This is a genomic window from Phenylobacterium sp. Root700 (genome assembly GCF_001429025.1).
Classification (GTDB): Bacteria; Pseudomonadota; Alphaproteobacteria; order Caulobacterales; family Caulobacteraceae; genus Phenylobacterium.
The window spans coordinates 117,575-137,191 of record NZ_LMHT01000035.1 but is presented as its reverse complement, the minus strand read 5'-3'; the positions used below and the strand labels follow the sequence as shown (position 1 = coordinate 137,191).

Here is a 19,617-nt window from a genome sequence, read left to right as displayed (position 1 = left end):
AGCGCCATGCGCAGGGTTTTGCTGGGGTTGGGCGCGGTGGCGGCGCTGTCCGGCTGCGAGAAGCCGCTGACGGCGCCCGGCAATACCGGGGTCTGCTGGCGCATGGCCGACGGGATGAACGGCAAGCCGGACTTCCGGCCCGTCGCGCCCAACATCGATACGCTGGAGAACTGCGCCGTGCGGCTGGAAGGCATCCGCATGGCCTATGGCCAGCCCGTGACCGGCGCCTTCCAGGGCCGGTTCATCTATGTGACCGACCAGGAGATCAGCGCCGCTTCGGGACCGAAGTCCCAACGCTACCGCGTCTTCACGCCCGCCCAGCGGCTGGAGGTCCAGAAGGGCATTCAGACCCTGATGGCGCGGGAAAAGGCCGGGGGCTAGGCCGAGGCCAGCCGTCCGCCGGTCTTGGCGTAGTCCTGGGTTCCGCAGGTGAATACGCGATCGCCCGGCGCCATGACGTCGATGGCGATATCCGGCGCCTGGCTCAGACGTTCATAGATCGGCGCGAAATCCTGCAGCGTGGCGTTCAGCAGCGCCTTTAGCGACGGGATCACGAAATAGACCTGCTGGAAGTCGTCGATCCGGTAGGGCGTGCGCATGACCCGTTCCAGGTCGAAACCCAGGCGATTGGGCGAAGGATCGTCCAGGGCGAAGATCGATTCCGCCCGGCTCGAAACGATCCCGGCGCCGTAGATGCGCAGGCCTTCGGGCGTCTCCAGCAGGCCGAATTCGACCGTGTACCAGTAGAGCCGCGCCAGATTGTGCAGCTGGCCTCGGCCCAGGGCGCGCAATCCGCCCTGCCCATAGGCCTGCATGTAGTCGGCGAAGGTGGGATCGGTGAGCATCGGCACGTGGCCGAACACGTCATGGAAGACGTCGGGCTCCTCCAGATAGTCCAGCTCGTCGGGCTTGCGGATGAAACGGCCGGCCGGGAAGCGGCGATTGGCCAGGTGCTCGAAAAACACCTCGTCGGGCACAAGGCCAGGCACCGCGACGACGCTCCAACCGGTCAGCCGGTTCAGTTCCTCGTTGATGCGCGCGAAATCGGGAATGCCGCCGCGATGCAGGTCCAGGGCGTCCAGGCCCTTGAGGAAGGCGTCGCAGGCGCGGCCGGGCAGGAGCTTGGACTGGCGCTCATACAGCGTCATCCAGATCGCGTGCTCAGCCTGGCTATAGGCCGCCCAGTCCTGGTCGATCGTCCAATCGGGCCGTGCGCCCACAGGCGGGCCGCCGCTGAAATCATCTGCGTTCATGACGCTAGAATGAGCGCGAATTCGCGAAAGTTCCGTTCGAACTATGTGCCGAAAACGCAGTTCGCCGGTGAAAGATTGCGCCTAGGGCGGGGCAGGCGAAACGCCTGTGCCGCGCGCCCTAGTGGCTGATCCGCGGGCGCAGCGTGTAGTGGCCTTCGTTGAACGATTCGAAGATCAACGAGGCTTGCGGATGTCCGACGGGCTCGCCGCTGTCGTCCGGCACCAGGTTCTGCTCGGAGACATAGGCGACGTAGGCGTTCTCGTCGTTCTCGGCCAGCAGGTGATAGTAGGGCTGGTCCTTGCGCGGCCGGATCTCTTCCGGAATCGACAACCACCACTGCTCAGTGTTTGAGAAAGTGGGATCGACGTCAAAGATCACGCCCCGGAACGGGTAGTGACGGTGTCTCACGACTTGGCCGATGGCGTACTTCGCCAAACGCGGCTCAGCAAGAACCGCCGGCGGTGTGACCGTGTCGCTTCCACGTTTTTCGATACGAGCGTCCATGAAACGACTCTAGACCTTGGCGCCTGACTGGAAGGTGAACGTACTGCTCATCTTGTCATGTGCAAGGGCGTGCCTTCCGAGAGGCGAACCAGCTTGCTACAGTCGCCTATGAAACGAGGTGCTGTGTCGGCGCCTCTACTAGGGACGGATGGCGGTCAATGACTGCGGCGCTGTTGAGCGCGTTCTCACCGAACGTGCTCCAGATCCTTGATGTACAAGCGTTTCGGCCACCCCGCCGGTGACGATGACGCTTGATCGAGAGACGGCTTCCAGAGCCAGGACGAGTGGCGGCGCCGGTTCAACTGACTCGCCTTGTTACGGTGCACTCGATCTCGGTACGAACAATTGCCGCCTGTTGATCGCCACCCCGTCGGGCCGCGGTTTCCGGGTTGTTGAGGCGTATTCGCGCATCGTCCGACTCGGTGAGGGGCTCTCGCTGACAGGGCGGCTCTCCGAAGCGGCGATGGATCGTGCGCTCGCAGCCCTGAGGGTCAGCGCCGAGAAAGTTCGCCGCCGCAAGGTGGTGAAGCTCAAGGCCATCGCCACCCAGGCGTGCCGCGGGGCCGAGAACGGGGCGGAATTCGTGGCTCGCGTGGCCTCCGAAACCGGCCTTCAGTTGCAGATCATCACGCCGCGCGAAGAGGCCCAGCTTTCGGTGGCGGGCTGCCTGAACCTGCTGGACCACAGCGCGCAGGCGGCGCTGGTGGTCGATGTCGGCGGCGGATCGACGGAGCTGTCCTGGGTCGATCTGACGGCCGGCGGCTTGGAAACCGAGTTGGCGACGTTCGCGGCGGGCCGGCTGCCGATCAAGGCCTGGCTTTCGATCCCGATCGGCGTGGTCACCCTGGCCGAGCGCTTCCCGGAAGGGCCGGAGGCCACCGAGGGCTGGTTCCGGGCCATGGTCGAGACCGTGAAGGACCAAATCCGCGAGTTCCGCCACGCCGATCCGCTGCGGCCGATCTTCGACGCCGACCGCGCCCACCTGGTGGGAACCTCTGGGGCGATCACCAGCCTGGCTGGGATGCATCTTGGGCTGCAGCGCTATGACCGCAGCCAGGTGGACGGCATCTGGATGACCCGCGGGGAATGCGACGCAGCCGCCCGCATGCTGCTCGATCTCAGTCCGCAGCAGCGCGCGGACCAGCCTTGCATCGGTTCGGATCGCGCCGACCTGGTCCTGGCCGGGGCCGCCATTCTTCAGGCGGTGCAGGAGCTTTGGCCCTGTTCGCGCGTGCGGGTCGCCGACCGTGGCCTGCGCGAAGGCATCCTGATGTCGCTGATGTCGGGCGTGGGAACCAAGCGCAAGCGGCGACGTCGGCGTCGCGGCCGTAGATCGGGCGGCGCTTCCCCTGTAAACGCCCCTGAATGACAGAGCCGCCCCGCAAACGCATGGTCAAGCCGCCCACGGGCGGATCCGAAGAGGGCCGGGTTACGCCTAAGCGCCTCAAGACCGCGAAGGACCGGACTCCGTCGTCCCAGGCCTGGCTGTCGCGACAGATCAACGACCCCTTCGCCGCTAAGGCTCGCGCCCACGGATATCGCAGTCGGGCCGCCTACAAGCTGACCGAGCTCGACGACAAGCTGAAGCTGCTCAGGCCCGGCGTGCGGGTCATCGACCTTGGCCTGGCCCCCGGTGGTTGGACCCAGGTGGCGATCGAACGCGGGGTGACCAACATCGTCGGCGTCGACCTGCTGCCGGTCGATCCGCTGCCGCCCGCCCACATCCTGGAAATGGACTTCACCGATCCAGCATGCGGCCCCTTGCTGATCGAGTTGCTCGGCGGGCCGCCGGACCTGGTGCTGTCGGACATGGCTCCGAACACCGTCGGCCATCGTCGTACCGACCACCTGCGGATCATGACCCTGATCGAAACCGCCGCCGACTTCGCGGTCAGCGTGCTGCGGCCAGGCGGCGCCTTCCTGTCGAAGGCGTTCCAGGGCGGTGAGACCCACGAGATCATCGGCGAGTTGAACCGCAGGTTCGACGAGGTGCGCCACATCAAGCCCAAGGCCAGCCGAGCTGATAGCTCCGAGGTCTACCTCGTGGCGACCGGCTTCAAGGGGCGGTAGTTCCACCTGCTTCGTCATCCTCCGGGCAGCCGCTAGGCTGATCCGGGGGGGCCAAGCTGCATTTCAGAACCTGTCGAGGCCGCTTGGGTCCCCCGGATCGCCTTTCAGGCGACCGGAGGATGACGATTGTGTGGGGGGCGGTAGGCGGGGGCAGGGGGCGTCTTGGCGCCCTCCGCCACCAACCACCTGCGGAAATGATCCAAGGCGCGGCTGGACGCGCCTGGCGCCGCCAGCAGCGCAAACGCGCTCTCGGCCTTGCGGAAGCCGAACGGCGCGACCAGCCGGCCGCTGCGCACATAGTCGGCCACCAGCGGCCAGGGCATGACGGCGACGCCCAATCCGGCGATGGCCGCGTCGATCGCGAAATGTAGGTGGGCGAAGGGCTGCTCCGGTGACGGCGGCAGCTCCGTGCCGGTCAGGGCCGCCCAGATCGCCCAGCCCTGCTGATGGGTTTGCGCCGCCAGCCTGGGCGCGGCCAATGGATTGTCGGCGAACCGCTCAGCCAGGGCCGGCGACATCACCAGGCCAAGGTGGCTCTGAATGAAGCTGGTGGCGTCGGGGTCGGCCAGGCGGCTGGTCGGCGCCATTCGGACGACGGCGTGCGCCCCGCGATAGGACATGGCGTGCGACGGAAGCTCCGCCAGATGCAGGCGGATGCCGGGGTGGGCGCTGGCGAAGCCGCTCAAGCGCGGGATCAACCACTTTACCGAGATGCTGGCGTTGACCGCGATGTGCAGGTCCTCGCCGCCGCCGCGTGTCTGACGAACCGCGGTGGCGATTTGGTCGAAGGCGCCGGTCAGCGCCGGCAACAGGTCGCGCCCCGCCTGCGTCAATTCTAAGCGGTGCTTGGGTCCGGTGAACAGCCGCACCCCCAAGGTCTCCTCCAGCGCCTTGACCTGACGACTGACCGCGCTGTGCGTCACGTTCAGTTCCTGCGCGGCCAGGGTGGCCTTGCCGGTGCGCGCCATGGCCTCGAACGCGCGCAGAGCGTTCAGCGAGGGGAGTGGTCCTAATGTGAGATTTTCGAACATCAACAAACCAATATGTCGGTTTCCTCAATTCCGCAAACGGCGCACAAGCTCGGAATGGCGGGAAAGCTCACCCAACCACGCGCACCACAGACAGCGATCACGCTGGTGCTCGGGTTCGGCCAGACCATAGCCTTCGCCTCCAGTTTCTATCTGCTGGGCGTCCTTGGGGACGCGATCGCCGCTGATCTGGCGCTCAGCCCGACCTTCGTCTTCAGCCTGATGTCCGTGGCCTTGGCGGTGACCCCGTTGGTCGCCACTCGTGCGGCGCGATGGATCGAGGCGCGCGGTGGCAAGGAAGTGCTGCTGGCCTCAAACCTGATCTTCGCGGCCGGACTGATCCTGCTGGGCCTGGCGGGCGACGCCGCCACGCTCACCTGCGCCATCCTGGTCATCGGGCTGGGCATGGCGATTGGCATGTACGGCACGGCCTTCGCGATCCTGGTCAGCCTCTACGGCCCGGCGGCCGATCACCGGCGTCGCCCTGCTGGGCGGCCTGGGCTCGACCTTGGGATGGCCGCTCACGGCCTATCTCGAGCAGCGCTTCGGCTGGCGGGGCGCCTGCTTCGCGTGGGCGGCGCTGCATGTCGGCCTTTGTCTACCGCTCGCCGCCTGGATCGTGCCGCATGTCGTCGGCCAGCAGCATCACGCCAAGGGGCGGGCCGCCGAACCGGTGATCTGGGATCGCCGCATGGTCCAGCTTGCGGTGCTGTTCTCCTGCGCCTGGTTCATCTCCACGGCGATGAGCAGCCATCTGCCGCGCCTGCTGGCCGCATTCGGCCTGACCCCGGCCAGGGCCGCGACGACAGCCGCCCTGGTCGGCGTCGCCGCGGTAAGCGTCCGCTTCGCCGAGTTCACCGTTATGCGGCGGTTCTCCCCGTTGATCGCGACGCGGGTCGCCACCCTGATGCATCCGCTGGGCGCGGCCTGCCTGCTGACGCTTGGAGCGAAGGGGGCCTCGCTGATGGCGCTGGGCCATGGCGCGGGCAGCGGCATGACCACGGTCGCCAAGGGCGTGCTGCCGCTCCACCTCTACGGCCCGGCCAACTACGCCTACCGCTCGGCGCTGCTCTCGCGCCCGGCCCAGCTGGTCCAGATCGGCGGGCCGGCGCTCTACGGATTCGCCTTGGCCGAGTCGCCGCGCATGGCGCTGGCGCTGTCGGCGGGCCTCTGCCTGGTCATGTTTTCCATGACTTTCGGCCTCGAAAGACGTCTCCAACCCCAAAAAGAGGAAGCTGCGGCATGATTACGCTGGAACCTGCCCTTGCCCGAGGCGCCCCAGAGGGCTTATACGCGGCTCGCAAAATGGAGCCTTACATGGACATTCGCGAAGGTCTCACCTTCGACGACGTTTTGCTGGAACCGGGCGCATCGGATGTGATGCCAACCCAGGTGGACACGACCACCAAGTTCACCCGCGAAATTAGTCTCAATATCCCCCTCGTGTCCTCCGCTATGGACACGGTCACCGAGAGCCGTCTGGCCATCGCCATGGCTCAGGCCGGCGGTCTGGGCGTGCTGCACCGGAACCTCACCGTCGAGGAGCAGGCCGATCAAGTCCGCGAAGTGAAGCGGTACGAGAGCGGCATGGTCATCAATCCGCTGACCATCCATCCCGACACCCCGCTGCGCGAGGTCCGGGAGATCAAGGCGCGCCGCAAGATCTCCGGCTTCCCGGTGGTCGAACGCGGCTCGGGCAAACTGGTCGGCATCCTGACCAACCGCGACATGCGCTTCGAAGGCCGCGACGACATTCCGGCCAAGGAGCTGATGACCAAGGACAACCTCATCGTTGTCCGCGAAGGCTGCACCCAGGCCGAGGCCCGCGATCTGCTGCGCAAGCACAAGATCGAACGCATCATCGTCGTCGATGACGACTATCACGCTGTCGGCCTGATCACCGTCAAGGACATGGAGAAGGCCCAGGCCTATCCGAGCGCCGCCAAGGACGCCCAGGGGCGTCTGTTGGTCGGCGCGGCCTCGACCGTTGGCGACAACGGCTACGAGCGCTCTATGGCCCTGGTCGACGCCGGCGTGGACGTGGTGGTGATCGACACCGCCCACGGCCACAACGCCGACGTCTCCCGCGCGGTCGAACGTCTGAAGCGCGAAACCAACCGCGTGCAGATCGTCGCCGGCAACGTCGCCACCTATGACGGCGCACGCGCGCTGATCGACGCCGGCGCTGACGCCGTGAAGGTCGGGATCGGTCCTGGCTCGATTTGCACCACCCGCATCGTGGCGGGCGTGGGCGTGCCCCAACTGACCGCTATCGCCGACGCGGTTCGCGCCGCGGCCGGCACTGACGTTCCGGTCATCGCCGACGGCGGGATCAAGTATTCCGGCGACCTGGCCAAGGCGCTCGCCATGGGCGCCCAGGTGGCGATGATGGGGTCGGCCTTCGCCGGCACCGACGAAGCCCCGGGCGAGGTGTTCCTGTACCAAGGTCGGTCCTACAAGGCTTATCGCGGCATGGGTTCGCTGGGCGCGATGGCCAACGGTTCGGCCGACCGCTACTTCCAGAAGGAGGTCTCGGCGCTGAAGCTGGTCCCCGAGGGCATCGAGGGCCAAGTCGCCTACAAGGGTCCGATCACCCCGATCCTGCACCAGATGGTCGGCGGCCTGCGGGCGGCTATGGGCTATGTGGGCGCGGGCGATCTGGCGACCTTCCGCAGCAAGGCGCGGTTCATCCGCATCACCGGCGCGGGGCTCCGCGAGAGCCACGTCCATGACGTGATGATGACCCGCGAAGCGCCGAACTATACGAGCCCGGTCTGATGACCACGGCCGTCGAACTGAAGCTGCTGGCCGCCGCCGTGATCATCGGCGTCGTCCAACTGCTCTGGGCGGCGGCCGCCTCTCGGCGCCAGCAGAGTCTGCAATGGGCCGCCGGCCCGAGGGATGATGCGCGACCTGTGACCGGCGGCGCCGCAAGGCTGAACCGGTCCTTCGCGAACTTCATGGAGACCTTTCCGCTGTTCGCTGCGGCCGTGGTCGCGGCCTATCTCGCCGCCAAGCTCGGTCCGCTGACGCTGTGGGGCTCGGCGCTTTATGTCGCCTCGCGCGCGCTCCATCCCATCGCCTATGTGATCAACGTCCCCTACCTCCGCAGCCTGATCTGGTTCGCGGGCTTCGGTGGCCTCCTGGCGGTGACCGCCGCCATTTTCCTTTGAATGTGAGTAGAGCCCTTGCGTGACGGCGGACGCCTCTCCGCAGCCATCGAGATCCTCACCGACGTCGAGACGCGCCACCGGCCTGTGAAGCTGGCGCTCAAGGCGTGGGGTGATGCATCTAGGTTTGCTGGGTCCAAGGACCGCGCCTGGGTTTCGGGCCTGGTGCTCGACGTCCTGCGCCGTCGCCGTTCGCTCGGCTGGCGGATGGGCGATGACAGCGCGCGCGCCGCCACGCTCTGCGCCCTGCATGTGTTCTGGGACTGGTCGGTGGAGGGGGTGGCCGAGGCCGCCGGCGACGAGCCGCATGGTCCAGGCGCCCTGACCGACGCCGAACGCGCTGCGCTGGCGCAGCCGCGTGACCTGGCCGACGCGCCGGCCGCTGTGCGCGGCGACTATCCCGATTGGCTGGAGCCTTCGCTGGTTCGCGCTTTCGGCGACGATGCGCCGCTGGAAGGCGCGATGCTGTCCGAGCGCGCGCCGGTCGATCTGCGGGTCAACACCCTGAAGACCGATGTCGGGCAGGCGCTGAAGGCGCTAGGCCCGCTCAACGCCGAGCCGACCGGCGTCCTGCCCAACGCCCTGCGGATGGCCGCGCCCGATCCCAGCCAGCGCGGCGCGTCTCTTGAAACCGTCCCGGCCTTCTCCAAGGGCTGGTTCGAGGTGCAGGACCTGGCCTCGCAGATCGCTGCGGAAGCGGCCGGCGAGATCAGGGGCGCGCAAGTGCTCGACCTCTGCGCCGGGGGCGGGGGCAAGACGCTCGCGCTCGCCGCCGCCATGGCCAACAAGGGCCAGATCTACGCCTATGACAGCGAGGCCCGTCGCCTGGCCGACACCGTTCGCCGTTCCGAGCGGGCAGGCGTACGCAACCTCCAGGTCCGTTCGCCGATCTATCCCAATCCGTTGAAGGATTTGGAGAACAAGATCGACGTCGTCTTCATCGACGCGCCCTGCTCGGGAACCGGGGCCTGGCGTCGCCACCCCGACACCAAGTGGCGCCTGAAGCCGGCCCTCCTGACCCAACGCATGGCTGACCAGGACGCGGTGCTCGACCTCGGAACCCAATATGTGAAGCCGGGCGGCCGGATCGTCTACGTCACCTGCTCGGTGCTGCCTGAGGAGGACGAGGACCGCGTCGCGGCCTTCCTTGAGCGCTGGATGGACTTCCGCGTGACGCCCGCCACCAACAATCCCGACCTTCTTCGCCACCTGACGGCGGAGGGATATCTTCGCCTTTCGCCCCGCAGCTCGGCCACCGACGGCTTCTTCGTCGCCGTGCTTGAGCGCGCCAAATGGACCCCGCAATGACTGAACAAGCCCCCCAACAGGCCCACGAACGCGTCCTCATCGTCGACTTCGGCAGCCAGGTCACCCAGCTGATCGCCCGCCGCCTGCGCGAGAGCGGCGTCTATTGCGAGGTCCATCCCTTCGACAAGGTCGAGGCGATGCTGGATGCCTTCGGGCCCAAGGCGGTGATCCTGTCCGGCGGTCCCGCCAGCGTCCATGAGGACGAGAGCCCGGCCGTCACCAAGAAGGTCTTCGAGCTGGGCGTTCCGGTGCTGGGCATCTGCTACGGCGAGATGACCATGTGCGCCGAACTGGGCGGGGCGGTCGAAGGCGGCCACACCCGTGAGTTCGGCCGGGCCGAGATCCTGATCGAGCGCGAAAGCCCGCTGCTGGACGGTCTGGGCGCGGTCGGCGCCAAGGAAACCGTGTGGATGAGCCATGGTGACAAGATCACCGCCATTCCGCAGGGCTTCCACGTTGTCGCCTCGTCGGAGGGCTCGCCCTTCGCCGTGATCGCCGACGAGGGCCGTCGCTTCTACGGCATCCAGTTCCACCCCGAAGTGGCCCACACCCCGCGCGGCGCGCTGATGCTGCGCAACTTCACCCACAAGATCGCCGGCCTTAAGGGCGACTGGACCATGGCCGCCTTCCGCGGCGAGATGGTCCAGAAGATCCGCGACCAGGTGGGCGAGGGCAAGGTGATCTGCGGCCTGTCCGGCGGGGTCGATAGCTCCGTGGCCGCCGTGCTGATCCATGAGGCGATCGGCGACCAGCTGACCTGCGTGTTCGTCGACACCGGTCTGTTGCGCAAGGACGAGGCGACCCAGGTCGTCACCATGTTCCGCGACCACTACAACATCCCGCTGGTCCACGTGGACGCCGCCGACCTGTTCCTCGGCGAACTGGCCGGCGTCTCGGACCCGGAGACCAAGCGCAAGACCATCGGGCGCCTGTTCATCGACGTCTTCGACAGGGAAGCGGCCAAGATCGACGGGGCCAACTTCCTGGCCCAGGGCACGCTCTATCCCGACGTGATCGAGAGCGTCTCGGCGCGCGGCGGTCCCTCGGCGGTGATCAAGAGTCACCACAATGTCGGCGGTCTGCCGGACTACATGAAGCTCAAGCTGGTCGAGCCGCTGCGCGAGCTGTTCAAGGACGAAGTGCGTGTGCTCGGCGTCGAGCTTGGCCTGCCGCCGGCCTTCGTCGGCCGCCACCCGTTCCCGGGTCCGGGCCTGGCCATCCGCATCCCCGGCGAGATCACCCGCGAGAAGGTCGCCGTCCTGCAACAGGCCGACGCCATCTATCTGGACGAGATCCGTAAGGCTGGCCTCTACGACTCGATCTGGCAGGCCTTCGCCGTGCTGCTGCCGGTGAAGACCGTGGGCGTGATGGGCGACGCCCGTACCTACGAAGACGTGCTGGCCCTGCGCGCGGTGACCTCCACCGACGGCATGACCGCCGACTTTTTCGAGTTCCCCTGGGAGGTCCTGGGCCGCTGCGCCACCCGGATCATCAACGAGGTCCGCGGCGTGAACCGCGTCGTCTACGACGTGACGTCCAAGCCCCCCGGCACCATCGAGTGGGAATGATCCCGAAGGGTTCGCGGACTATCGCGGACCCTTCTTCTGCCCAGTTGGCCAGTCGCTGATCAAAAGGCGTGTGGCCAGCGGGTCGTCATGAGCCTGTGACGAAACCGTGCTTTTGCAGCCCCTGGATCTCGGGGGCGGTAGAGCAGACGTGGACGAAGGCCGTGATGCGATCATCGAGTGGGTCGCGCTCCATATTCTCCCGCACGAGGCCTATGTCCGTAGCTGGCTGACCCGGGCCATGCGGCGCTCGAGCGACGTCGACGACGTGATCCAGGAGGCCTACTGCCAGATCGCCGAGCTGGCCGCCGTGGACCACATCCGTAACGGCCGCGCCTACTTCCTCACGGCCGCCCGCTCCATCCTGCTGCAGCGCCTGCGCCGAGAGAGGGTGGTGAGGATCGAGGCCGTGGCTGATTTCGACGCCCTGCGCGTCGTTGACGAGGATCCTTCGCCCGAGCAGGTGACCGGCGCGCGGCGCGAACTGGAACGGGTTCTGGGCCTGATCGCCATGTTGCCGCCGGTCTGCCGGCAGGTGATCGAGCTGCGCCGTATTCACGGCTTGTCGCAGAAGGAGACGGCTCGGCGGCTGTGCGTCACCGAGTCGGTCGTGGAGAACCACTCGATCCGGGGCCTGCGGATCATCCTCAAGGTTCTTGAGGCCGATCTCGAGGCCAAGTCCGCACAAGAAATCGCCCGCCCTCCAGAGCGCGCCTCCGCCCATGCCCGACATTGACGCCGAAGCCGCCGCCTGGGCGGTTCGTGTCGACGCCGGCGAGCTGGGCGGCGCTGGACGCCTTGAGCTCGACGCCTGGCTGGCCGCGGATCGACGTCGTCGCGGCGCCTTCCTGCGCGCCCAGGCTGGGCTTGCGCTGCTAGATCATGGCCGGATGGTGAGCAAGGTTCTGCCCCTCCCGCACGGCGCGCGGGGCCTGGCCGGTTCGGCGTTTGCGCCCGCGAGGCGCAGGGCCGCGTGGACGCTCGGTGTCCTCGCCGCCAGCCTGTGCGCGCTGGCCGTGTTTCCATCCTCGGGCCGTGACTTGCGCACTCAGATCGGTGAGCAACGACGGGTCGCGCTTCAGGATGGATCGGTGGCGATGATCAACACCGACAGCCAGGTTGGGGTCCGCTTCGCCGGCCAGCGGCGGTCCATCACGCTCCGGCGCGGCGAGGCCTGGTTTCAGGTGGCCAAGGACCATACGCGCCCCTTCATCGTCGACGCCGGTCCGGTGCATGTACGGGCCACGGGAACCGCGTTTTCCGTCCGCCGGGAGGCGCTGGGCGCCCGCGTGGTGGTGACGGAAGGCAAGGTCGTGGCGTGGCGGGACGGCGCGTCCGGCGCCGCCCTCGCCATCTCGGCCGGCCAGGAGGCGTTCATCGCCACGGACACAGGCCGCAGGCCGCGTGTGCAGGCGTCTCGGGCCGAAGATGTCCTGGCCTGGCGCAGGGGCGAGATCGTGCTGCGCGGCGAGACGATCGCCAAGGCGATCGAGGAGTTCAACCGCTACAACGCGCGCAAGATCGTGCTGCGCGATCCGGCTGCGGGCCAGCGCACGATCGTCGGCTATTTCCTGATTGATCAGCCGCAACAGTTTGCGCTCGCCGCTGCTCGCATGACGGGTGGTGATGTAGTCGAAGATCAAAAAGAGATCGTCATAGAACAGTCGCAATAATAATTATTTCGATAACTTTGATATGTGGCGAAGGAAACGCCAAGCTCCGCGCATCTACTATGGGAACGCAGTGTTTGGAGGGTTTTCGGTGTTCCTTGGTCGCAAGAGTATTCTGCTTCTAACCTCGGCTGCGACTTCGATGCTCGCTCTGCCTTTCGCGGCCCACGCCGAGGCCAGGCGCTTCGACGTCCCGGCGCAGGCCGCCGCGATGAGCATTCCCCAATTCGCCCGGCAAGCCGGCCTGCAGATCCTCGTTGCTGAACCGCTGACGCGGGGCGTTCGCACCGGCGCGGTGACGGGGTCGCTTGAGGCGGACAAGGCCCTGGGGATGTTGCTGGAGGGGAGCGGCCTGCAGGTCGCCTCGCAGGACGGAACCGTGGTGACCCTCGGGGCGACGGGCGCAAGCCGATTTCCCGCCTCGGAAGCCGCCGGGACCAGCTCGCAAGCCGATGAAGCCGTCGATGTAGAGACGTTCGTGGTGACGGGGACCGCGCTGCAGAACCTGCAGGCGATCGCCAGCCGGCGTCGTTCCTTGACGGTGGTCGACAGCCTGACCCAGGACGACACCGGCGATCTGGCCGACCAGTCCCTGGCTGAAGCGCTAAGCCGTGTTCCGGCCGTCAGCACCATGCAGGTGCTCTATGGCGAACAGGAGAGCCAGTACGTCGCTGTTCGCGGCATCACGCCCGACCTCAACTACGTCTCGGTGGATGGGATCGGCATGATCTCGGTCGCCAACGGCGGCGCGGGCCAGCGGCGCGTCGACCTGGCGCTGATCCCCAGCCAGGCCGCGCAGACGACCGAGGTCTTCAAGACCTTCACCGCCGACCAGGAATCCGGCGCGATCGGCGGCGTCATCAATATCGTGCCCTACAGCGCCTTCGGCTCAGGCCGCGACAAGTTCTATATCGACGCCTTCGTCAACTATGTCACCGACAACGACGTGCCGGGCGGCAACAGCCTGGGCGGCTACAAGGACTCCCCTTGGAGCGGCGGGGTGAAGAGTCTTTGGACCGGGCGTTTCGGCGCCGACGAGCAGTTTGGCCTGGTGCTCAGCGGCGCCTACCAACAGCGTTCCTATGACGATGTGAAGCGCAACCCGAACGGTCGGACCTATTACACGGCGACGGGCGCGATCACGACGCCCGATCAGAGCAACTGGAACGGCTATGATCCGGCCCCCCAGGCGATGGTCGACTACGAGTTCACCAGCTACATCAAGACCTATGGCGGCTCGGCGATGTTCGAGTTCCGGCCCTCGTCGCAATGGTACAGCTCCTTGATGCTGTACGACTACAAGCAGACCGAGGATCAGACCAACAACGTCTTCACGCTGCGGGCCTTCGCTGGGATCACCAACCAGACCCAGCGCACCGGAACACTGAAGGTTCCCGATGTGCGGACTGGGTTCAACTATGACCGGTTCGAGAACGAAAGCCGCGGCGCGATCTTCAGGAGCCGATACGACCTCGACGAGGTCACCTATCTGGAGTTCCGCGCCGGCTATAACACCAACACTTTCTACGACCTCGAATACGCCAACGCCTATCAGTACAAACCCGCCGGCCTGTCGATAAACTACGACATGTCCGGGGACTCGGCGGCGTTCTCCCTGGCTGGCGCCGAGGGCATGCTGGACCCCGGAAACTATTCCCTGCTGACCGCCACCGACACCCTCACCAGGGCCAAGGGCGAAGCGTCGGAGGTCAGGTTCGACGTCACCAGGAACTTCGACTCTTCGAGCCTGGGTTTTGGCTACAAGGCCGGCGTCGGCGCGCGGAAGTTCGAGGTCGATCGTGATCTTGAGCAAACCGTCTACACGACCAACAAGTCCAAGCTGACGGGCTATGAACATGTCGACCCCGGCTACGTCCCGTGGATGTGGGGCTACCCGGTGCTTTGGGTCGACTATGAGCGGTTCCGCCAGGACGTGCTGCCCGGCCTGCCTGTCACTCAAGCCGCTTCGGCCAGCGCCTCGCAGGCGGCCGATTATCGCTACGGCGAGACGATCTCATACGCCTATGTCTCGGGCCTCTACGCCATGGAGCGCACGCGGTTCATCGGCGGCCTTCGCCTCGATGTCGCCGACTACTCCGCCGACGTGCCGATGTCGGTGGGCGGGATCTATCAGGCCGCGCGTACGCGCTATGACGGCGACTACAAGCACCTGCTGCCGTCGTTCAACATCGCCCATGACTTCAGCGACAATCTGCGGCTGAAGGCCGGATACAGCCGCACCCTCGGCCGCCCCGCGCCTGAGGACATCGCCCAGGCCGAGACGCGCAACGACGCGAGCTTCACGATCACGCGCGGCAACCCCGATCTGAAACCGCGACGGTCCGATAACTACGACGTCACGCTCGAATATTACTTCAATGGATCCAAGGGGCTGGCCAGCGTCGGGCTGTTCTCTAAGGCGATCAAGGACGACATCTACGAGCTCAAGGAAGAGCAACTGATCGACGGGATCCTCTACACGATCAGCACGCCGATGAACGCCAACGAGTCCAAGATGCGCGGGATCGAGGTCCAGTACATCAACAACGCCATTCCGGGCCTGCCGGGGCTGCTGAAGGACAAGGTCGGCGTCTCGCTGAATGCAACCCGGACCTGGGGCGAGATGGACTACCTCGTCGACGGCAAGACGCTGCACGTCGACCGGCTGCTGTATCAGCGCAACTGGATGGCCAACGCGGCGGTCTTCTACAAGCTGCCCGGCGATGGCGAGGCTCGGCTCGGCTACAATTGGGGGGCAGGCTACTACGACGGGATCGGCGCCAGCCCCTGGCTGCATCGCGGCCCGGAGGGGCGCGGCCAGATGGACGCGACGCTTCGCTACCGGGTCGGCGGCGATTGGATCGTCAAGCTCCAGGCCAAGAACATCCTCAATGAGAACCTCTATCTCGGCTATGGCGAGGACCTGATGTTCCGCCGAGCGGAAATGAAGAAGGGGCGCTCCTTCTTCATCAACATCATCTACCGGCCCTGATCCCCGTCTTCGACGCCCCTTCCGACGCCGGAGGATCCTCCGTGCGCGCTGCTCAGCCAGGACGCTCCCAATGACGATCGAACGTCGCACCCTCATCAAGGCCGCCGGTGGGCTGGCCGTGTTCTCCGGTCTTGGCGGGACACCCGTCCTCGCTCAGAGTCTGGGGGGCTATCCCTTCACCCTGGGCGTGGCCTCCGGCGACCCCGCGCCGGACGGCTTTGTGATCTGGACGCGGCTCGCCACCCGGCCGCTCGAGCATGGGGGCGGCATGCCGATGCACACGGTGCTGGTGGGGTGGGAGGTGGCCGAGGACGAGCGTTTCGTCCGTATCGTCGCCTCCGGCCGCGAACTGGCGCGGCCCGAACTCGGCCACTCGGTTCACGTCGAGGTGGGCGGGCTGAAGCCGGCCGGCCGTTACTGGTACCGATTCTCCGCCGCCGGTGAGACCAGCATGATCGGGACTGTGCGTTCAGCCCCTGCGGCGGGGGCGCGGGCCGATCGTCTCCGTATCGGCGTGGCGGGCTGTCAGCACTACGAGGCCGGCCTCTACACCGCCTATCGACACCTCAGCCAGGAGCCTGATCTGGACGCCATCTTCCACTATGGCGACTACATCTACGAAGGGCCGGCAGGGAAGGGGTGCCCGGTGTCGGGAACCGGTCCCGACAAGTCGCGGACCTGCCTGCGCACCCATCAGGGCGATGAAATCTACACGCTGGACGACTATCGCCGTCGCTACGCCCAGTACAAGACCGATCCCGACCTACAGGCCGCGCACGCCGCGGCCGCGTTCCTGTCCTCCTATGACGACCACGAGGTCGACAACAACTGGGCTGGCGAGCACGACCAGGACGGGACGCCGAGCGCGGTCTTTCAGCTGCGCCGGGCCGCCGCCATGCAGGCCTGGTACGAAAACATGCCGGTGCGCCGCGCCCAGTTCCCCACGCCTGCGGGCGTGCGCATGCACCGCCGCATCGACTATGGCGACCTCCTGCGGGTGCATGTGCTCGACACCCGGCAATATCGCAGCGGCCCGATCTGCAACGGCAAGAACGTCGATCGCTGCCTGCCCATGGATGACGTCTCCTGCCCCACCATCCTTGGTTCGGGGCAGGAGGCCTGGCTCGGCGACGGCTTGGTGAACGGCATGCGCTGGAACCTGCTGGCCCAGCAGGTGATGGTGATGCCCTTCCTCTATCCCGAGAGCCGCGGGCTGGGCCGCACCAACACCGATAGCTGGAGCGGCTACCTCGCAAGCCGCGAGAAGCTGGTGGCGATGATCGGTGAGCGAAAGCTCGGCAATGTCGTGATCGCCACGGGCGATGTTCACAAGCACCACGCCGGGGTCGTGCCGACGCGCGCGGAGGCGCTGGACGGCCCGGCCGCCGCCACCGAGTTCGTTTGCTCCTCGATCAGCTCCGGAGGCGATGGCGTGGCCCTGGAGGCCGATTGGAAGGGCGTGCCCGCCTCCAACCCCCATTGCGGACTCATCGACGGACGGCGCGGCTATCAGCTGTTCGATATCGGTCGCGACCAGTGGCGAACCGACGTGTGCGTGGTCGACCGGGTGACCTCGCCGGGCGGCAAGGTCTCCCGGGTCGCCCGGTTCGCGGTGGAGCAAAACAAGCCGGGGCTCCACCGGGGCTAGGTCTAGATCCGAGGCGGAAGGCCAGCTTGGCCGCGTCAGCTACTTTTGGATCCCCATCGCAACCCAGCTCGCGCCGTAGGCCTTGCTCCCAACCGGGACGACGATGAACTGCTTGCCCTTCACCTCGTAGGTGATCGGGCCGCCAGACGTTCCGGCGGGGATTTCGGTCTCCCAGAGCAGCTTTCCCGTGGCCTTGTCGAAGGCCCGGAACTTGCCCGCACCGCTGATGCCAAAGCCGCCCAGCACAGTGTCGCTGCTGTCGCCGACGAACAGCAAGGACTTGGTCACCAGGGCGACTGGACGGCCCAAATTGCCAAGCGGCGGGAGGTTCAGGGACTTCAGCAACGGATGGTCGCGCGGTCCGTCGCCGTTGGCCGCCACCCAGAGAAGTTCACCGCGGTTCATGTCGTAGGCGGTGATCCGGCCATAGGGTGGTTTGACCAGCGGCAGGCCATCGGGGCCATAGCCCCACGGATTGCGCGGGGGGCGTACGGCGGGCCGCGTGCCGTCATCGACGCCTTCCCGGTAGGCGATGGTGTCCTCGGGCTTGTTCGATTTACTGACCTCGATCGCCGCCGGCATGGTCATCGACACGGCGTAATAGCGGCCCGTCTCGGGGTCGAAGGCGCCGGTGTTCCAGTTGCCTGAACCCCAGTCGCCCGGCAGCAGAAGCGAACCCTTCTTCCCGTCCGGCCCGGCGCTCTTCGACGAGGGCGGGGTGAACATCCCGCCATGGACGTACTGATCTCTGACCGCCAGGGCTGCCGTCCTTAACGCGGGGGTGAAGTCTATGAGATCGTCATCGGTCAGGCCCACCCGGTCATAGGGCGGCGGCTTGCTGGGAATGGGCTGGGTGGGCGAAAGATGCTCACCCGGAATCTCCGATTGCGGCGCCGGCTTCTCGTCGATCGGCCAGACCGGCTTTCCGGTGATGCGGTCGAAGACGTAGATCAGCCCGGTCTTGTTGGTGGCGATCACCGCCTTGACCACGCGGCCGTTGATCCGCAGGTCGGCCAGGGTCGGCGGCGATGCGCTGTCGTAGTCCCAGACGTCGTGATGGACCATCTGGAAGTGCCACACCCGCTTGCCGGTCTTGGCGTCGAGAACCAGCAGGCTGTTGGCGTAGAGGTTGTCGCCGGGGCGATGGCCGCCATAGTACGGATTGGTCGGCGACGTGGTCGGCACATACACATAGCCGGTGGCCGGATCGGCGGAGAGCGGCGCCCAGGCGGCCATGTTGCCGGCATAGGCGGCGGCTTCGCCCCAGGTATCGTGGCCGGGCTCGCCCGCCGGCGGCAAGAGCTGGAAGGTCCAGACCAGCTTGCCGGTGCGAACGTCATATCCTCGAATGTCTTCGGGCTTAGCTTCCTTGGTGTTGCCGCCGTCGGCGTAGCCGCCGCCCGCCTTGCCGCCGCCGTTGCCGCCGATCACCACGACATCGCCCACGATGATCGGGCCGTTGAAGTCGAAGAAGGCCGCGTGATCGGGCGTGTCGCGGTTCAACGAAACCCGCCCGCCGTCACCGAAGCTCTTGATCAGTTCCCCAGTCTTGGCGTCCAGGGCGTAGAGGTATTCGCCGCGGATAGAGATGATCCGCATATCCTTTCCGCGGCCCCAGACGTCGACGCCGCGGGTGCTTTGGCCGGCGGCTTCCTTCAGCGTCGGGGCGAATGGCTTCTGCACCCAGATGGTGGCGCCGGTCTCGGCGTCAAAGGCTTCGACGAGGCCCACCCCGTTGGGCGAGTAAAGCACCCCGTCGATCATGATCGGCGTACCGCGCAGGTAGCTCGACGGGGCCAGGTCGGGAAACTGGTCGCGCAGGGATTTGTCGACGGAGGGGCGCGTCCAGAGCGTCGTCACCTGGCCGATCGTCTTGGCGTTGATCTGCGACAGCGGCGAATACCGCTCGAACTTGTGGGACCCGCCGAAGTAGGGCCAAGCCTTGCCGGCTGTGAGCGGGCGGGCCGCATGGGCGCTGGTCGACGCGGCAAGCACCATGGCTAGGGCGGTCATACCCTTGAGAAAATGGCTCGGCATTCCTGGATTTCCTTTGACGCGGTGACCGGCGCGTCCGGTCGGCGGGGGCATGTGTTGTGGGAGCGCGACCGACCCCCTCGTCGCGCCCGCTCGCAGAATGTGATCACAGTATTTGCAACGTCAAGACGCAAAGCTCTTTGCGTCGCAGATAGGTTTGATCGGGGGTCGTGTAGGGGCTTCTGTCCTCTGGCCGCGCACTGACCCCCGCTATCTCGAGTGTAATGTTGTAACTGCGACGCCGGGAGTTGGCGCGCGCGAGACGCGCCCATGACGAAATGCTCGATAAGGCCGCGATCGGGCGCTTGTTGCCTGTGATCACATATGTTTAGTTTCGTCGGGGCGAGGGGAAAACCATGGACGGCATCAAACGG

The 19,617-nt window shown here is 66.4% G+C and carries 16 protein-coding genes; 12 read left to right on the top strand and 4 right to left on the bottom strand.

Features of this window, described 5'->3' with window-relative positions; translation table 11 throughout:
* The first annotated feature begins 6 nt into the window (after nt 1-6).
* On the top strand, nt 7-381 hold the full coding sequence (locus tag ASE02_RS20365; RefSeq protein ID WP_156406162.1) for a lipoprotein: 375 nt from the start codon (nt 7-9) through the stop codon (nt 379-381).
* On the opposite strand, the gene phhA is transcribed toward ASE02_RS20365, so the two are convergent.
* Both phhA and hspQ read right to left on the bottom strand, forming a co-directional pair.
* On the bottom strand, nt 378-1,253 hold the full coding sequence (gene phhA / locus ASE02_RS20360) for a phenylalanine 4-monooxygenase (RefSeq protein ID WP_056736869.1): 876 nt from the start codon (nt 1,251-1,253) through the stop codon (nt 378-380). The two genes, ASE02_RS20365 and phhA, sit on opposite strands and share 4 nt — an antisense overlap.
* Nucleotides 1,254-1,371: 118 nt before the next feature.
* The gene (hspQ, locus tag ASE02_RS20355; RefSeq protein WP_082602239.1) at nt 1,372-1,758 is read right to left on the bottom strand and encodes a heat shock protein HspQ; all 387 of its coding nucleotides are present in this window, start codon (nt 1,756-1,758) and stop codon (nt 1,372-1,374) included.
* A 244-nt stretch (nt 1,759-2,002) separates the two neighbouring features.
* On the opposite strand from hspQ, the gene ASE02_RS20350 reads away from it, so the two are divergent.
* A complete protein-coding gene (locus ASE02_RS20350) occupies nt 2,003-3,127 on the top strand; it encodes a Ppx/GppA phosphatase family protein (protein WP_056736867.1) in 1,125 nt (374 codons plus the stop codon).
* Between the two features lie 20 nt (nt 3,128-3,147).
* Nucleotides 3,148-3,828: an RlmE family RNA methyltransferase gene (locus ASE02_RS20345; RefSeq protein WP_369818596.1), complete on the top strand. Its 681-nt coding sequence runs from the start codon at nt 3,148-3,150 to the stop codon at nt 3,826-3,828.
* Between the two features lie 104 nt (nt 3,829-3,932).
* Here the strand turns inward: ASE02_RS20345 and ASE02_RS20340 are convergent, their stop codons facing one another.
* Nucleotides 3,933-4,859, bottom strand: coding sequence for a LysR substrate-binding domain-containing protein (locus ASE02_RS20340; RefSeq protein ID WP_056736863.1), 927 nt, complete (start codon nt 4,857-4,859; stop codon nt 3,933-3,935).
* A 409-nt stretch (nt 4,860-5,268) separates the two neighbouring features.
* On the opposite strand from ASE02_RS20340, the gene ASE02_RS20330 reads away from it, so the two are divergent.
* The 9 genes from ASE02_RS20330 to ASE02_RS20290 all read left to right on the top strand — a co-directional run bounded on the left by ASE02_RS20330 (nt 5,269) and on the right by ASE02_RS20290 (nt 17,209).
* Nucleotides 5,269-6,102 carry a hypothetical protein gene (locus ASE02_RS20330; protein WP_156406161.1) on the top strand — a complete coding sequence of 278 codons (834 nt, stop codon included), beginning with the start codon at nt 5,269-5,271 and terminating at the stop codon, nt 6,100-6,102.
* 71 nt (nt 6,103-6,173) lie between these two features.
* Nucleotides 6,174-7,634, top strand: coding sequence for an IMP dehydrogenase (guaB, locus tag ASE02_RS20325; RefSeq protein WP_056736858.1), 1,461 nt, complete (start codon nt 6,174-6,176; stop codon nt 7,632-7,634).
* Nucleotides 7,634-8,029, top strand: a complete 396-nt coding sequence (locus ASE02_RS20320) for an MAPEG family protein (RefSeq protein WP_056736856.1) — start codon at nt 7,634-7,636, stop codon at nt 8,027-8,029. Before guaB ends, ASE02_RS20320 begins: the two co-directional genes overlap by 1 nt.
* 15 nt (nt 8,030-8,044) lie before the next feature.
* Nucleotides 8,045-9,334 (top strand): RsmB/NOP family class I SAM-dependent RNA methyltransferase, encoded by a 1,290-nt coding sequence (locus tag ASE02_RS20315; RefSeq protein ID WP_056736853.1) that lies wholly within the window; start codon nt 8,045-8,047, stop codon nt 9,332-9,334.
* The gene (gene guaA / locus ASE02_RS20310; protein WP_056736852.1) at nt 9,331-10,902 is read left to right on the top strand and encodes a glutamine-hydrolyzing GMP synthase; all 1,572 of its coding nucleotides are present in this window, start codon (nt 9,331-9,333) and stop codon (nt 10,900-10,902) included. The genes ASE02_RS20315 and guaA overlap by 4 nt, the downstream gene beginning before the upstream one ends.
* Before the next feature lie 148 nt (nt 10,903-11,050).
* Complete coding sequence (locus tag ASE02_RS20305) at nt 11,051-11,635, top strand: RNA polymerase sigma factor (RefSeq protein WP_056736850.1); 585 nt, start codon at nt 11,051-11,053, stop codon at nt 11,633-11,635.
* On the top strand, nt 11,622-12,572 hold the full coding sequence (locus ASE02_RS20300; RefSeq protein WP_056736848.1) for a FecR domain-containing protein: 951 nt from the start codon (nt 11,622-11,624) through the stop codon (nt 12,570-12,572). Before ASE02_RS20305 ends, ASE02_RS20300 begins: the two co-directional genes overlap by 14 nt.
* Before the next feature lie 139 nt (nt 12,573-12,711).
* Complete coding sequence (locus ASE02_RS20295) at nt 12,712-15,561, top strand: TonB-dependent receptor (RefSeq protein ID WP_056736846.1); 2,850 nt, start codon at nt 12,712-12,714, stop codon at nt 15,559-15,561.
* Nucleotides 15,562-15,631: 70 nt separating this feature from the next.
* Nucleotides 15,632-17,209 (top strand): alkaline phosphatase, encoded by a 1,578-nt coding sequence (locus tag ASE02_RS20290; RefSeq protein ID WP_056736844.1) that lies wholly within the window; start codon nt 15,632-15,634, stop codon nt 17,207-17,209.
* A 39-nt stretch (nt 17,210-17,248) separates the two neighbouring features.
* On the opposite strand, the gene ASE02_RS20285 is transcribed toward ASE02_RS20290, so the two are convergent.
* The gene (locus ASE02_RS20285) at nt 17,249-19,246 is read right to left on the bottom strand and encodes a PQQ-binding-like beta-propeller repeat protein (protein WP_056736842.1); all 1,998 of its coding nucleotides are present in this window, start codon (nt 19,244-19,246) and stop codon (nt 17,249-17,251) included.
* Between the last annotated feature and the right edge of the window lie 371 nt (nt 19,247-19,617).